Here is a 15,453-nt window from a genome sequence, read left to right on the forward strand (position 1 = left end):
GAGCGGCGGAAACCCTTACAACGTCAGGGTGGCGTCCACCAGCGCCCGGGTGTACGGCTGCTGCGGGTGGTCCAGCACGTCGGCGACAGCGCCCTCCTCGACGATGTGGCCGCGCTCCACCACCAGAACCCGGTCACACATGTGGCGCACGATCGCCAGGTCGTGCGAGACCAGCACCAACGCCAGCGAGCGTTCCCGCACTTCGTCGGTGAGCAGGTTGAGCACCTGGGCCCGCACCGAGACGTCCAGCGCCGACACCGGCTCATCCGCCACGAGGAACGCGGGATCAGAGATCAGCGCGCGGGCGATCGCCACCCGCTGGCGCTGACCGCCGGAGAGCTGGTGCGGGAACCGGTCCAACGTGTCCGCGCTCAACCCGACGCCCTCCAGCGCCCGGGCCACCACCTCGACGGAGGGTTCAGGCACATCGCCCCTCCCCCGCAGCACCGGTGAACGCAACGGTTCGGCGACGATGTCGCGCAGCTTCATCCGCGGGTTGAGCGAGGAGTTCGGATCCTGGAACACCATGGAGGCGGAGGCCCGCAGCCAGCCGCGTTTCCGTTCCGGGAGGCCGACGATGGAGCGGCCGTCGAACAGCACGTCCCCCTCCGACGGCGGCACCAGGCCGAGCATCAGCCTGGCCATGGTCGTCTTGCCGGAACCGGACCCGCCGACGATCCCGACGCGCTCGCCCGGCGCCACCACGACGTCCGACGGGTGCAGCGCGACGAACGGCCGCCGGGCCCTGCGGTAGGTCACGGCTGCGCCACGGAGTTCGACGATGTTCATGCCTCCTCCACCCGGTAGAAATCCGCCACTGAGGGGAGCCGCTCGCCGGGCGGCACCGCATCGATGCGCGCAGAGGCGATGAGGCCCTGGGTGTAGGGATGCTGCGGCTGGGCGATCACGGAGCTGATGGGCCCCTCCTCGACGATGCGTCCGTCCAGCATGACGATCACGCGGGCGGCGATCTGCCGCACGACGGCGAGGTCATGGGAGACGAAGAGCGCGGAGCGGCCCTCGAGTTGCTCGGCGAGCAGGGCGAGGATCTGGCGCTGGACGAGCACGTCGAGGGCGGTGGTGGGCTCGTCGCAGAGCACCAGCCCGGGCCGGTTGGCCAGCGCCATGGCGATCAGCGCCCGCTGGCGCTGGCCACCGCTGAGCTCGTGCGGGAACGAGTCGGCGATGCGTTCGGGATCCGTGATGCCCACCCGACCGAGCCAGGCGAGGACTTCGGGGCGGATCCGGCCACGGCGGTCGCCGTGGTGCAGTGCGACGACCTCACCGATCTGGCGACCCACCCGCATCGTCGGGTCCAGCGCGGTCATGGGTTCCTGGAAGATCATCGCGATGTCGTCGCCGCGCAACGCCCGGTATTCCCGTTCGGGCAGGCCCACCAGTTCACGGTCGTCCAGCCGGATGGAGCCGGTGACCTGGGCATGGTCCGGCAGCAGGCCCATGATGGCCAGTGCGGTGACGGACTTGCCGGACCCGGACTGGCCGATGATGCCGAGGCTTTCGGCGGCGTCGACGGTGAACGACACGCCGTCGACCGCCTTGCGCTGGTGTCGCCCGAACGTGACCGTCAGGTCCGTGACCTCGAGGTAACTCACCGGATCTCCGTCAGCCGCGGGTCGAGGAGGTCGCGGAGACCGTCTCCCAGCAGGTTGAAGCCCAGCGTTGCGACCGCGATCGCCAGGCCGGGCCACAGCGCCTGGATGGGCTCGCTGAAGATGTAGTCCTGGGCCTCCCGCAGCATGCGGCCCCACGTGGGCTCGGAGGCCCGTGAACCGAGCCCCAGGTAGGAGAGGCCGGCCTCCGCGAGGATCGCCACGCCGAAGCTCACTGACGCCTGCACCCCGAGCACCGGTGCGATGTTCGGCAGCACGTGGCGCACGGCCACGGCCGTGCCTGGGGTGCCGCTGAGGCGGGCGGCCTCGACGTAGCCCTGCGACATCACCTGCAACGTCGCGGCCCGTGCGATGCGCACGAAGGCGGGGATGGTGGCGATGGAGATCGCGAGCATCGCCGTCCAGGTCGATCCGCCCAGGGCGGCCGCGAACAGGATGGCCAGCAGCAGCGCCGGAAAGCCGTAGAGGATGTCTGCCAGGCGGGCGGGGATCTCCCCCATCCAGCCGCGCTTCATGCCGGCGAAGATCCCGGCCGGCACTCCCACGACAGCCGCCCCGGCCACCGACACGATGCCCACCAGGAGCACGATCTTGGCGCCGTTGATGATGCGCGAGAAGATGTCGGCGCCGAACCCGTCCGTGCCCAGCAGGTGCGGCCAGCCGGGGTCGGCCAGGCGCTTGCCCACCATCGCCGTGGGGTTGTACGGCGTCCAGAAGACGCCGACCACGGCGAGGACCACCACCGCGCCGATGAGGATGAGACCCGTGTAGAGGGTGGCGCGCTTCATGCTGCGTCCGCCGCGCGTCGGAGCCGGGGATCGATGAGCTGATAGGCGACGTCCACCACGAAGTTGATCACCAGCACGCTCCACACCAACAGCAACACGATGGCCTGGACGACGGCGAGGTCTCGCTGCGATACAGCCAGCAGCAGCGCGGAGCCCAGGCCGGGCAGCGCGAAGACCTGCTCGATGATGATGGCGCCCACCAGCAGGGTCGCCAACTGGAGGCCGATGACGGTCAGCAACGAGATGGCGATGTTGCGCAGCCCGTGCCTGAACAGTGCCCCTGCCCTGGACCAGCCGACGGCGCGCGCAGTGCGGAAGTAGTCCTCCTGCATGACCTCGATCACCGACGAGCGCACGTAGCGCGAGATGACGCTGCCCTGCACCAGTGCAAGCGAGACGACGGGCAGGACGAGCCGCGTGAGCCACTCGCCGATGGAGTCCCAGTACGACACGTAACCGCCGGCGGGTAGCCAGCGCAGCTGGATCGCGAAGATGATCACCAGCCAGATGCCCGCCCAGAAGGCGGGCACGGCCAGCCCCACCTGCGACAGGGCGGAAACGGCCGCTCCGTCGGCGTGCCGCCGTCGGACCGCCGCGTACGCCCCCACCGGAACCGCCACCAGCACGGCGACGAGCATGCCCAGGATGGCCAGCGACAGCGTCACCTCCAGGCGCGCGGCGATCAGGGGTGCCACCGCGCGGCCACTGATGTAGGAGGCGCCGAAGTCGAACCGGAGCACGCCCCAGAGCCACTCGACGTACCGCAGCCCGAACGGCCGGTTGAGGCCGAGCCGTTCCCGCAGCGCCTCCGCTTCACCCGGCGCCGCGTTGGAGCCGAGGATGATCTGGGCCATGTCACCCGGGAGGGCGTTGGCCACCACGAAGATCAGGAACGAGGCCAGCAGCAGGCTGGCGAACAGCCACGCCGCCCGCACCAGCACCCGTCGCAGGGCCACGCCCGATCAGCCCCTGGCGAGCATCGTCAGGTCGAACGACAGAGAGATCTGGTTGACCTGGACGCCCGAGATGTCGGGTGTGGTGATGATGATGCTGGGCAGCAGGAACAGCCAGTCGGCGGCCGCGTCGTCGGACAGGAGACGGGCGGCTTCCTTCAGCTTCTCGGTCTGCTCCTCCGGGGTGAGTGAGGCGTCGGCCTCCTTCAACAGCTCGTTGTACTCGGGGTTGTTGTAGGCCCAGTAGTTGCCCTCGAACGAGAACGCCGTCATGTCGCGCGGTTCCACGTGGGCCACGATCGTCATGTCGTAGTCGTGGTTGCCGTAGACCTGCTCGAGCCAGCGGCCCCATTCGAGTTCCTCCACCACGACGTCGATGCCCACGGCCTTGAGCTGTTCGGCGATGAACCGGGCCGAAGGCGGCGCGTAGGGCAGCACCGGGACGCGCAGGCGCAGCGTGAGTCCGGTCTCGTGTCCCGCTTCCTTGAGCAGTTCGCGCGCCTTGGCCGGGTCGAACGGGTAGGCCTGCGAGAGATCCTCGTACCAGGGATCTGTGGGCGGCACGTGCGAGCCGATCAGCGGGCCCATGCCCGCCCAGACCGCTTCGACGAGGGCCTCGCGGTCGATGGCGTGGTTGATGGCCTGGCGGACCTTGAGGTCCTTCAGCGGTTCGGATCCGTGGTTGAAGCCGAGCACCACCTCGCCCGTGGTGGTGCCCTCATGGATGGTGTAGCGCGACTCGTCGCGGAACTGCTCGATCGACTGGGGCACGGTCAGGTTCGAGATGATGTCGAGCTGTCCCGAGAGCATCGCCGCGTTCATGGCGTTGGGGTCCGAGTAGTAGCGGAAGTACACGTCGGAGAAGCGGCCCGGGGTGCCCCAGTAGTTCGTGTTGGGCTTGAGCTGGATGTAGGAGCCCTCTTCCCACGCGTCGAAGACATAGGGGCCGGAGCCCACGGGCACGGTGTTGATGGTGCCGAAGCCTGCGGGATCGGCCACGATCCCCATCGGGCCGCTCAGGTCGTACAGCCAGGCATGCGACGGCTGCTTCAGCGTGATCTCGACGGTGGACTCGTCGATGGCCTCGATGGTGTCGACAGGTCCCCACTTGTCCCGGATCTGCGCCGTGGCGGTGTCGCCGCGGTTGCGCTCGAAGTTGGCCACGACCGCTTCCGCGTCCAGCGCAGCACCGGAGGCGAACTGGGCACCGGACTCCAGCGTGAAGGTGTACACGAGCGAGTCTTCGGAGATCCGCCACTCGTTGGCCAGCAGCGGCTTGATGTTGCCGTCCGAGTCCACCTTCACCAGCGTCTCGTAGACGTTGTACAGCAGCACGAATGGCGTGCCGGCACCGGCCACGGTGATCGGGTCGAGGCCGTCCGGCCGGGTGGTGACGCCGATGTTGAGCGTCGACTCGGCTGTCTCGGGGGCAGGGTCTGGGCGGGCGCAGGCGCTCAGCACCACCGACGCCACGAGGGCCAGGATGACGGCCACCGACAGGCTGCTACGGCGCATGAGGGGTTCCCTTCGAGGGTCTGTCTAAAGCGTCATCAGTGTAACCAGTAGGTTTTCGGTGCGTGCTCACCCGATCGCTCCAGAGCCGTCGCGGGCGATCAGGACCGGGGGGATGGTGACGCCCGTGAGGTCCACCCCGGGGTCTGCGATCTGCGCCAGCACCATGTCCAGCACCGTCGCCGCCACTTCTTCCACTGGTTGCACCATGCTGGAGATGCCGAGTTCACGCGCCACCGGGGTGTTGTCGAAACCGATGATCCACCGGCCGGATTCCCCGCGTCGGCGCAGCACGGTGAACGCGCCCAGCGAGAGGGTGTCCGAGGCACAGACGACCGCGGTCGCCCCCCTGGCCAGCAGTTCCTTCATGCCGGCTGCACCGTCGTCGACGGTGTCCTCCACCTCGACGGCCAGTTCGTGCTCCGCTTCGGGCGTGAGCCCAAGGGCCTCAGCCCAGCCGGCACGCCGGTCCTTGCCCACCGGGGAGCCGTCGGACCAGCCCAGATACCCGATGCGCTCGTGCCCCTGGCTGCGCAGGTGGGCGGCCGCCTCGGCTGCGCCGGCGCGGCCGTCGACATCTGCCCAACGGCCGTGATCGGGCGCGCCCCAGGGCCTGCCGAAGGCCGCGAAAGGCACGCCGGCCTCCATCAGTTGTTCCGGACGACGGTCGTCGAGCCAGGTGTCGGTGAGGATGCAGGCGTCGATGGCCAGCGTGCGGCGCAGCTCGACGAGCTTGTCCACCTCCTCGTCGTTGGTGCGGGCCGGGAACAGCACGACCCGGTAGCCGCTCTGATCGGCCCGTTCGACGAGTGAGTGGGTGAAGGCGTCCATGATGGATCCGCTGATGCCGTTGCGCGGGTTGCTCAACCTGAGGCCCAGCGACATGGCCCGCTGGTTGCGCAGCGCGCGGGCCGCGGCCGACGGACGGTACCCGGAGCGTTCGATCGCCTCCTGGACCCTTGCCCGCGTCTCCGGGCGCACCCTGTCTGGGAAGTTGAGAACGTTGGAAACCGTCTGCCGTGACAGGTTCAGCTCGGCGGCCAGGCTCGCAAGCGTCGGCTTGTTCATCTAACCCCCTGGATCGTTCAAGTTGCAGCAATCGTGCTCTGCAAAGACGCGCGGGTCAAGCGACGCGGCCAAGGCTTCAGCGTCCGACTGGTTGAGTAGGGATCCCACATCGTCGGCGGTGCGGTTCGGACATGAAAAGACTCCCGGCCAGATACCTGGCCGGGAGTCTTCCGGTAGTAGCGGGGACAGGATTTGAACCTGTGACCTCTGGGTTATGAGCCCAGCGAGCTACCGAGCTGCTCCACCCCGCGTCGCTTCGATAACTATACGGAAGCCCTTCCCAGAACACAAATCGAGGTCGGTGTTCGAGTTGGGGCATGGGTTCTGGGGTGGTTCGTGTCACCCCTGACACCGGCAACGCCGCCTGGGCGAGATGTGCTGGGCGGGCGCTGTGCGGGTATGAATGGACTCATGAAATGGTTGCGGAACGCGGGCTGGGTGGCAGCGGGCATCGGCCTGGCTGGGACCGCTCTCGGAGTTTTCGGTGCACGGTCCCTGAACGGGCCGAGGCGCGAGTGGCCGCCCTACGGCTTCACACCGTTCGAGGTGGGGCTGCAAGCCGACAACGTCACCTTCACCGCCGACGACGGGGTGCGGATCGCCGGCTGGTGGTTCGACGTGCCGGGGTCGCGCAGCGTCGTCGTCATCGCCCACGGGCACCGGGGCAACAAGTCAGACCTGCTCGGCATCGGGCCGGGCCTGGTGCGCCGGGGCCACAGCGTGCTGCTCTTCGATTTCCGGGGCTCCAGCGACTCCGGCGACGGCGCTCTTTCGCTGGCGTTCCACGAGCAACGCGACCTGCTCGCGGCCCTGGACCATGCAGCGGCACGCCGTCCGGACGCCCGGCTGGCCGTCGTGGGCTTCTCCGGGGGTGCTGCCACCGCCATCCTCGCGGCCGCCAAGGATTCCCGCGTCGGGGCTCTGGTGCTGGACTCCCCCTTCGCCACGCTGACGGACGTGGTGGCCCAGGCCTTCCGGGGCCACAGGGTCCCTGCCGCGCCGTTCGTGCCGCTGGTGGCTCTCGCCAACCGGGTGCTGCACGGCTACAGGTTGCACGACGTGCGCCCCATCGACGCCATGGCCGAGCTTCCGCCCCGGCCGATCCTGCTGCTGCACGGCACCAGGGACGAGGTCATCCCCTACCGGCACGCGCTGGACCTGAGGGACGCGGCAGGGCGCGACGCCGTCGAACTGGTGACCTTTGAAGGTGCGTACCACTGCGGCGGCTACTTCTCCGACCGGCCCGGCTACATCGCGCTGGTCGACGACTTCTTGCAGCGTTGGCTCAACAGCTGAGCCGCTGATCACACCACGCCGTGAAGCCATCCCGCCGAAGGAATTCGGCGGGACGGCTCCAGGAACTGCAGGGGCACCGGCCCCCGGGGTCAGGGGCGCTGCGGAAGCGGCTGGGTCTTCGCCGGATCCCGCTGGACGAAGCCACCGAGGACTGCGTCGATCCGGGACATGACGTCAGCGGGTAGTTCGACGCCGCTGGCCTTGACGTTCTCGGCCACCTGCTCCGGGCGCGAGGCACCGATGATCGCCGCCGCCACGTTCTCGTTCTGCAGCACCCATGCCACGGCGAGCTGGGCCATGGTCAGGTCCACCTCTTCGGCGATGGGGCGGAGGTCCTGGACCGCGGCGAGCAGGTCGTCCTGCATCCACCGGCTGATCATCTGTTGGCCGCCCTTGGCGTCGGTGGCACGCGAACCCTCCGGCGCACCCTGGCCGGGCAGGTACTTGCCGGTCAGGACGCCCTGGGCGACCGGGGACCACACGATCTGTGACAGACCCGCCTCCTGCGAGGCCGGGATCACCTCGTCTTCGATGACCCGCCACAGCATGCTGTACTGCGGCTGGTTCGACACGAGCGGAATGCGCAACTCCCTGGCGTACCTGGCAGCCTCCAGTATCTGCTCACCGCGCCATTCGGACACGCCGATGTAGAGCGCTTTGCCCTGGCGCACGATGTCGCCGAAAGCAACCATCGTCTCCTCGAGCGGTGTCTCCACATCGAAGCGGTGCGCCTGGTAGACGTCCACGTAGTCCATCTGGAGCCGCTTCAACGAGCCGTCGATGCCTTCCATGATGTGCTTGCGGGAGAGGCCTGCGTCGTTGGCGCCCTTGGGCCCGATCGGCCAGTAGACCTTCGTCAGGATCTCCAGAGACTCGCGGCGCTCACCCTTCAACGCCTCGCCCAGCACCTGCTCCGCGACGGTGTTCGCGTAGGTGTCCGCGGTGTCGAACGTGGTGATGCCGTTGTCCAGGGCGGCGCGCACGCACGCGCTCGCCGCGTCGTTCTCCACCTGCGAGCCGTGGGTGAGCCAGTTGCCGTAGATGATCTCCGTGACCTTGAGGCCCGAATTGCCGAGATAGCGGTATTTCATGGCCCACAACCTACTCTCCGGAGCACCGCGGCGGCACGCTAGGCTCGCCGGTATGACCCAGGCGGACCTCCACTACGAACTGAGCCAACACGAACTCGACAACGGACTCCGGGTCGTCATCGCGCCGGACGATGCGGCACCCGGCGTCGCGGTCAACATCTGGGTGGAAGTGGGCTCCGCCGACGAAGTCACCGGCCGCACCGGGTTCGCCCACCTCTTCGAGCACCTCATGTTCCAGGGTTCCGCCAACGTCGCCAGCGGTGAGCACATGGCCACCGTCGAGGCCCTCGGCGGCACCGTCAACGCCACCACGTCGTCGGACCGCACCAACTACTTCGAGACCGTCCCTCGCGGCGCCCTGGACCTGGCCCTCTGGCTGGAGGCGGACCGGTTCGCGTCGCTCGCCATCACGCCGGAGAACTTCGAGGCCCAGCGCCAGGTGGTCAAGGAGGAGAAGCGCCAGCGCTACGACAACCAGCCCTACGGCGACCTCCTCGAACTCCTCACCGCTCAGCACTTCGAGGCCGAGCACCCGTACGGGCACCTCACCATCGGGTCCATGGAAGATCTCGACGCCGCCTCGCTCAGCGACGTGGCCGCGTTCTTCAGCGCCTGGTACCCGGCGAGCAACCTCCGCCTGGTGTTGTGCGGCCCCGTCGGCGTCGACGAAGGGCTGAGCCTCGTGGAGCGCCACTTCGGTCACCTCCCTGCGCTGGTGAAGCCTGCCCGTGGGGCGATGCCTGTCGGCGGTCTCGTTGCGCCGCAGACCGACGTCGTGACCCGTCAGGTCCCCCACTCGCTCAGCTACCTGTCCTGGGCCACCCCGGACGCGGCGCACCCCGACGTACCCGCCCTCGACATGGCGCTGGCGGTGCTCGCCGACGGGACCACCAGCCGCCTGCACCGGGCCCTGGTCAAGCGCTCCGATGTCGCCTATGAGGTGCACAGCGGCATGTTCACCAACCGCTCCGCAGCGTCGCTGACGACGTTGGTGGGACGCCCTGCAGACGACGTGTCGCTGGAGCAGCTCTCCGACGCGGTCACCGGGGAACTCGCCACGTTCCTGGTGGAGGGACCGACGGAGGCGGAACTGGCCCGCGCCGTGGCGCAGTTCGAGCGCGACTGGCTGTGGGATCTGGCCACCACGAGCGGCCGGGCCGACGCCATCAATGAGGCGTGGCTCCTGCACGGCTCCCCGAAGTACGTGAACATGTATCTCGGCGAGGTCCTCGCCCTCACGCCTGACGACGTCCGTGCCGCAGCCGCAAGATGGCTCCAGCCCGACGCGTGCCACACACTCCTCTACCGTGCGGAGAACGCCCGATGAAAAGACCAGCCGTCCAACTCGCCACGCCCTGGCACTTCCCCACCCCCACCGTCGTGCGCCTGGACTCGGGCCTCAGCGTGTGGCATTTCCACCTGCCGGGCCAGCACGTGGCCACGTTCGAAGTGGTCCTGCCCACCCAGCTCACCTATGAGCCCCGCGACAAGGAGGGCGTGGCCAACGTTGCGCTGCACGCCATTGACGAGGGCACCCGCCTGCACCCCGACGGCGGGATCGGCGAACTGCTAGAGGCGCAGGGGGCGACCCTCCACGGCGGCACGCATCACCGCTACACCACCTTCGGTGGGCAGGCCCCCTCGCGGCGGCTGACTGCCGTCCTGCCACTGTTCTCCGAGGTACTGACGCAGCCCGCCTACAGCGAACGCGACGTCGCCCACCATGTGGAGGCCCAGATCGCCTCCCACGAGTCGCGGCTCGCCTCGCCCGGTGCCGCGAACCGGCTCGCACTGCGCGCAGCGCTGTACGACCCGACCCACCGCGATTCCCGGCCCACGAGCGGCCTCCCGGAGACACTTCAGCGCATCACGGCCGCCGATGCGGCGCAGTGGCACCGGAGCCACTTCTCCCAGGTCGGCGCCACCCTCGTCATCGCCGGTGCCGTCACCCTTGCCGAGGTGCTGGAGGGCATCGGAAGCTGGCAGTCGGGACAGCCCGCGGCGCAGGGGCTCCGGCCCGCGTCGCCGCTGCAGGAGCCCACCGTGGTCGTCGTCGACCACCCTGACTCCGTGCAGGCCACCGTCACGCTGGCCAGCCGCACCGTGACGCGCAACGACCCCAGGTGGCCGTCCCTGCGCGTCGCCGGTCATGCCGTGGCAGGAGCCTTCGCGAGCCGCCTCAACCTCGAACTGCGCGAGCGGCTCGGCTACACCTACGGCATCCGCGGAGGCTTCTCCCCCGGCGTCGACGAGGGCCAGTTCAGCGTCGGCGGGAGCGTGCGCACAGAGGTCGCCGGCGACGCGGTCGCAAGGATGCTCGACGGTCTGGCGCTGGGTGAGCCCCTGTCGGCCGCGGAGACGGACGATGCCCGGGACTTCCTGGTCGGGATCGCGCCGCTGGCCAACGAAACCTCTGCGGACATCGTCGCCCAAGGCTCCGCGTTGGCAGGCTCAGGCATCGGCCCGGACTACCTCAATGAGCACTTCGCGGCGCTCAAGCTCGTGACGGCCGAGGGCGCGACGGCCGCGTTCCGCGAGGTCGTTGACCCCACACACCTGACGATCGCCGTCACCGGGGCCGCGGCCGAGTTGGTCCCCGCTCTGGAGCTACTCGGCCTGCGGCCGCAGGTGGTTTAGCCCCCGTCGAGCGCCTTGATCGCCTCGTCGACCTTCTCCTCGGCGCTCTTGGTCTTGGCCTGGAATTCGCCCAGGTTGCCTTCCTTCAGTGCGACGTCGGCGCCCTCGTAGAGCGCCTGCGCCTCAGTCAGCAACTGCCTGGCCCGCGCCTCGGCACCCGTGGCGGGCGTGACGCTCGGCGCCGGCGTCGGCTCTTCTCCCTCGACCTCGCCTCCGGGCTCGACGACGGGCGGCACGCCCTCCGCGCCACCCTCTCCCGTTTCAGCGCCGGCGTCGCCCTGGAACACCTGGTCCAGCGCGGCCTGCAGGGTGTCGCCGATGCCGATGTGTTCACCGAAGCGCACCACGATGAAGCGCAGCGCCGGGTAGGAACCTGACGTGACGGCCTGGGTGTAGATGGGCTGGACGTAGAGGAGCCCGCCGCCCAAGGGCAGCGTCAGCAGGTTTCCGTGAATGGCGGTGGCCGAGGCGCCCTGGCGGTTGAACGGCAGAAGACGTTCTGCCACCACCGGATTGGTCGAGATGAAGTTGAACGTCTGGCCGGGGCCGGCGATCTGCTCCGCATCAGAGAGTTTCAGCACCCGCATGCGGCCGTAGTCGTCAGAGTCGGCATCCGAGTTGACCGCCAGGTAGACCGACAGGTTCTCCCGGTCCTTGGGCACGAACACCGTGGTGTTCGAGTAGACCGGCTCATCGTCGCCGGGCCAGCGGATCGTGAGGAAGTACGGCGGCTGCTTCTGCCGGGACTCCGAGCCGCGGATGGGGTCGTTGGGAACCTGCCACACGTCTGACTGCTGGTACCAGGTACCGGGGTTGGTGGTGTGGTAGCGCCCCAGGATCTCCCGCTGCGCCTTGAACAGGTCCTGCGGGTAACGCAGATGGGCCAACAGTTCCGGCGAGATCTCGTCTTTCGGCGTGATGGCGCCAGGGAAGGCCTTCGACCAGGTCTGCAGCAGCGGGTCCTCTTCGTCCCACTCGTAGAGCGTCACGGAGCCGTCGTAGGCATCCACGATTGCCTTCACGGAGTTGCGGGCGTAGTTGACCTGCTGCCCCAGCAGCAGGCGGTCCGCCGACGTGTGCGAATCCGAGATGGCCTGGGTCCAGTCCAGCCGGGTGGCGTTGGGGTACGAATCCGTGGTGGTGTAGCCGTCGATGATCCACACCATGCGGCCGTCGACCATGCTGGGGAACGGATCCGAGTCGATGGTCAACCAGGGTGCCGCCTCGTGCACGCGCTGCACCGGGATGCGGTCGTGGAGTACCCGGGACTGCTCGTTGACCCGGTCCGACAGCATCAGGTTGATGTCGCCGAAGCGGATCGCGAACGCTGCCTTGGTGAACCAGTTGCCGATGGGGACACCACCGGAGCCGGTGTAGGTGTACAGGGACTCCGAGCGGCCCTCACCACCGGACGGGGTGTCCAGCTCCACCGGGTCGCTGCCCTCAGGGGCTCCCACGACGACGTAGTAGTCCGTGCGCTCACCGAAGTAGATGCGCGGTTCGTGCTCCTCGAGCTTGCCCATCGTGGGAATGCCGCCGGAGAAGAACACCGGCTCGCCGTTGGCTTCGCGCTGGTTGCCGTAGGCGGCCACCATGCCGTAGCCGTGGGTGTAGACAGTGCGACGGTTGTTCCACGTGTCGCCGCCCTCGATGGATTCGAGGTTGAGTTCCCGCACCGCCACGACGGAATCCGTGGGCTTGCCATCGATCACATAGCGGTCGACGTCGAGCGTGCGCGGGAAGGCGTAGTAGCCACGCACCTGCTGCAACTGCTCGAAGGTGGGCGGCACCACCGTGGGGTCGATCAGGCGGATGGCCGGCAGCGCCGCGGCATCCTGGCGCAACTGGCCGGCGCTGGCGCTGGTGGTCGCCTCGTAGTCCTCGATCTCGACTTTCTCGATGCCGAAGGCGTAGCGCGTCGCCTCGATGTTGTTGGCGATGTAGGGACGTTCCTTGTCCTGCGGGCTGGGATCCACCTCGAAGGTCTGGATCATCCACGGGTAGGCCATGGACAGCAGGAGTCCCGAGACGATCAGCAGGGCGATCGAGGCGCCGGGCACGCTCCAACGCACCCGCCACGCGTTGAAGAAGCTGGCCAGCGCCGTGATGACCGCGATCGCCGCCATGATGATGGCGACGGGCATGCGGGTGTTGGCGTCGGTGTAACCGATACCGGTGAAGAGCGTTGACGGTGTCACGCTCAGCGAGTACCGCTCCAAAAGCGTGTTCACCGCGATGACGAGCAGTACGAGGCCGAGCATGATCGACAGGTGCCGCTGGGCACCCACCATGGCGGGGCTGTTGCCACGCCCGCGGAACGCCGCTGTGTTCAGCGCTCCCGTCATGAAGTGCACGGACGCTGCGGCGATGCCGCCCACGATGAGGGAGAACAGCACAAAACCGGTGACGAACTGCAGCCACGGCAGCGTGAACACGAAGAAGCTGGCGTCCATGCCGAAGTACGGGTCGGCCTTGCCGAACGGCGTGCGGTGCCACCAGGCGAGGAAGGTTGGCGTGACGCCCGCGGCGGTGAGCCCGCCCAGGATGCCGAGGACGCCGGCCGGGACGGCCATCAGCGCCTTGGAACGCCGGTCCAGCGCGTCGCGCAGCTGCACCAGGAACTCGGAATCGAGGTTGGCCCGACGGACCTTGGGCCGCAGCTTGTAGGCGATCAGCTGGCTGAAGAACACCACGGCGAACAGGAACAGCCCGAAGACCAGCAGCAGGCCGATGCGGGCCGCGAGCTGCGTGGTGAACACCGTCTGGAAGTCGATGCTTCGGAACCAGAGGTAGTCGGTGCCCACGCGGGCAGCGATGACCGTGAGGAAGATCAGGCCGCCGACGATGAGGACCGTCCACAGGAGGGGTCCTCGTCGGGGCTCGGCGTGGGTATCGGTCCGTGTCTCGGTGCTCACGAGTCCTCACTCCTGAAGGTATCGAGCAGTGCGTCGGCGAGTCCGGGCACCAGGTCTTCGGCGCCCAGCAGATCCTCCGGGTTGTCCTGGAGCCGGGCGAGCCCATGCCGGGCTCCGTCGCGGAGCACGCCCACCACGACGCGCACGTCGGTCTTGGCGGGGTGCTTCATCACGAACATGGCCGCCTCATCCGGATCGTCAGGGATGTCCTTCTCATACTCCGGCGGCAGGAAGGCCCGCTCGAGTGCCAGGGCGCAGCCCTCGACGGTATCGGGCCAGTAGATGCCCGCCAGCCTGGTGAACAGGTCGTCGGTGGCATGGAACTCGTCCTGCTCGATGGCGGTGAGCGCGTCCGGTGCCGTGTCCGGCACCCTTCCCCGGAGATGTGGTTCCACATCCAGCAGCGTGCCGGTGGTCACCAGCGCGAACAGCCGCGCCGGCTGGTCCCATCCGGCGCCCGAGACGTGTCTTTCGACGTCCATGAGGCAGGCGATAAGTCGGTCAGCCACAGGTAGGCACCTCCGCAGTGTTTCCTTCATTGATGAGTTGCAGGGCGGCCACCGCGTCCTTGAACGTGGCCACCTTGATCAGGGTCAGTTCAGTCCTGAGGTCCCCGATGTCCTGACAGTTGCGCTCCGGGACCAGGAAGATCTCGGCACCACCGCGCTCGGCGCCGGTGATCTTCTCGCGGATGCCGCCGATGGGCCCCACCCGGCCGTCCGCGTCGATGGATCCTGTGGCGGCGACCACACGGCCGCCGAGCAGGTCGCCTTCGGTGATGCGGTCGTAGATGCCCAGCGCGAAGACGAGGCCGGCACTGGGGCCGGTCACGGCCGCATCGATCCCGAACGTGATCGTCGGTGAGTACTGGTAGCCGATGGCCCAGCGCACGCCGAGATCCGGCAGGCGCGGGTTGGTGGTGTTCGGCTTGGTGGTGACGGTCTCATTGCGCTGCTGCCCGTCGCGCAGGATGGCGAAGGTGAGGGTGTCCCCCACTGAGCGCCCCGCGATCAGGTTCGCCAACTCGTCGATGTTCTCGACCGGTTGGTTGTCCACCTGGCGGATGATGTCGCCAGGCAACAGCTTCTCTGCGGCAGGGCCGGTGAGCGACACGGCACCGACGCTGGGCACCTCTGAGACGGGTACCCCCTCAGCGCGGAGCGCAGCGACGATGGCGAGGGTGCGGGAGTTGTCCATCTGGAGGGTGGCCTCTGCGCGCACCTGCTCGATGGTCTTGCCCGGGGGGTAGTAGATCTCGCGCGGAATCGCGTCGGAGCCGGTGGCCATGTGCACATACAGGGCTTCGGGGAGACTGATCGTTGACTCCACCCTCGTCGCCGACACCGTCGTCATCAGGAGGCGACCTTCTGACGGGTAGGTGGGAAGACCCCCGGAGATTTCGATGACCGGCCCGGAATCCGTGTTGCCCAGCACGTCCACGGTCTGGCCTGGCCGCCAGGCCACGTAGGGCACCGGAGTGAGCACCAACAGGGCTGCCAGCGCGGCGAAGAGCAGGGAACTGACAATGGCGACGGCATTGCGTGACATGGCGGCTCCCTTCT

13 protein-coding genes and 1 tRNA gene are annotated in these 15,453 nt (G+C 68.3%); 3 read left to right on the forward strand and 11 right to left on the reverse strand.

The genetic code is table 11. The features are described 5' to 3' along the window. Positions 1–15: 15 nt before the first annotated feature. The 7 genes from ACZK4S_RS09790 to ACZK4S_RS09820 all read right to left on the reverse strand — a co-directional run bounded on the left by ACZK4S_RS09790 (position 16) and on the right by ACZK4S_RS09820 (position 6,203). Positions 16–789, reverse strand: coding sequence for an ABC transporter ATP-binding protein (locus tag ACZK4S_RS09790; protein ID WP_143571030.1), 774 nt, complete (start codon positions 787–789; stop codon positions 16–18). Beyond that, positions 786–1,613 (reverse strand): ATP-binding cassette domain-containing protein, encoded by an 828-nt coding sequence (locus ACZK4S_RS09795; protein ID WP_463644103.1) that lies wholly within the window; start codon positions 1,611–1,613, stop codon positions 786–788. Before ACZK4S_RS09795 ends, ACZK4S_RS09790 begins: the two co-directional genes overlap by 4 nt. After that, a complete protein-coding gene (locus ACZK4S_RS09800; protein ID WP_076063224.1) occupies positions 1,610–2,419 on the reverse strand; it encodes an ABC transporter permease in 810 nt (269 codons plus the stop codon). The genes ACZK4S_RS09795 and ACZK4S_RS09800 overlap by 4 nt, the downstream gene beginning before the upstream one ends. Beyond that, positions 2,416–3,375, reverse strand: a complete 960-nt coding sequence (locus ACZK4S_RS09805; protein WP_076063226.1) for an ABC transporter permease — start codon at positions 3,373–3,375, stop codon at positions 2,416–2,418. Before ACZK4S_RS09805 ends, ACZK4S_RS09800 begins: the two co-directional genes overlap by 4 nt. Before the next feature lie 6 nt (positions 3,376–3,381). Continuing rightward, positions 3,382–4,887: an ABC transporter substrate-binding protein gene (locus tag ACZK4S_RS09810; RefSeq protein ID WP_463644104.1), complete on the reverse strand. Its 1,506-nt coding sequence runs from the start codon at positions 4,885–4,887 to the stop codon at positions 3,382–3,384. Between the two features lie 66 nt (positions 4,888–4,953). Next, on the reverse strand, positions 4,954–5,952 hold the full coding sequence (locus ACZK4S_RS09815; protein ID WP_076063230.1) for a LacI family DNA-binding transcriptional regulator: 999 nt from the start codon (positions 5,950–5,952) through the stop codon (positions 4,954–4,956). Between the two features lie 177 nt (positions 5,953–6,129). Further along, positions 6,130–6,203, reverse strand: a tRNA-Met gene (locus ACZK4S_RS09820). 160 nt (positions 6,204–6,363) lie between these two features. Between ACZK4S_RS09820 and ACZK4S_RS09825 the strand changes: the two genes are divergently transcribed. Next, positions 6,364–7,248: an alpha/beta hydrolase gene (locus tag ACZK4S_RS09825; RefSeq protein WP_463644105.1), complete on the forward strand. Its 885-nt coding sequence runs from the start codon at positions 6,364–6,366 to the stop codon at positions 7,246–7,248. Between the two features lie 89 nt (positions 7,249–7,337). On the opposite strand, the gene ACZK4S_RS09830 is transcribed toward ACZK4S_RS09825, so the two are convergent. Further along, positions 7,338–8,339: an aldo/keto reductase family protein gene (locus ACZK4S_RS09830; protein WP_076063234.1), complete on the reverse strand. Its 1,002-nt coding sequence runs from the start codon at positions 8,337–8,339 to the stop codon at positions 7,338–7,340. 52 nt (positions 8,340–8,391) lie between these two features. Here ACZK4S_RS09830 and ACZK4S_RS09835 point away from each other — a divergent pair, with 52 nt between their 5' ends. Together ACZK4S_RS09835 and ACZK4S_RS09840 are read left to right on the forward strand one after the other, a co-directional pair. Next, positions 8,392–9,666 carry a M16 family metallopeptidase gene (locus ACZK4S_RS09835; RefSeq protein WP_463644106.1) on the forward strand — a complete coding sequence of 425 codons (1,275 nt, stop codon included), beginning with the start codon at positions 8,392–8,394 and terminating at the stop codon, positions 9,664–9,666. Beyond that, entirely contained in the window at positions 9,663–10,976 is a 1,314-nt protein-coding gene (locus ACZK4S_RS09840) for a M16 family metallopeptidase (RefSeq protein WP_463644107.1), read from the forward strand. The genes ACZK4S_RS09835 and ACZK4S_RS09840 overlap by 4 nt, the downstream gene beginning before the upstream one ends. Here ACZK4S_RS09840 and ACZK4S_RS09845 read toward each other — a convergent pair. From ACZK4S_RS09845 to ACZK4S_RS09855, 3 genes are read right to left on the reverse strand one after another with little or no spacing between them, the layout of a single operon-like run. After that, on the reverse strand, positions 10,973–13,891 hold the full coding sequence (locus ACZK4S_RS09845) for a UPF0182 family membrane protein (RefSeq protein WP_459397488.1): 2,919 nt from the start codon (positions 13,889–13,891) through the stop codon (positions 10,973–10,975). The genes ACZK4S_RS09840 and ACZK4S_RS09845 overlap by 4 nt on opposite strands. Then, positions 13,888–14,400, reverse strand: a complete 513-nt coding sequence (locus tag ACZK4S_RS09850; RefSeq protein WP_233120798.1) for a PPA1309 family protein — start codon at positions 14,398–14,400, stop codon at positions 13,888–13,890. The genes ACZK4S_RS09845 and ACZK4S_RS09850 overlap by 4 nt, the downstream gene beginning before the upstream one ends. After that, on the reverse strand, positions 14,393–15,439 hold the full coding sequence (locus tag ACZK4S_RS09855) for a YlbL family protein (RefSeq protein ID WP_076063245.1): 1,047 nt from the start codon (positions 15,437–15,439) through the stop codon (positions 14,393–14,395). Before ACZK4S_RS09855 ends, ACZK4S_RS09850 begins: the two co-directional genes overlap by 8 nt. Positions 15,440–15,453 lie beyond the last annotated feature (14 nt).

Source organism: Tessaracoccus zhenghani, from assembly GCF_055326325.1.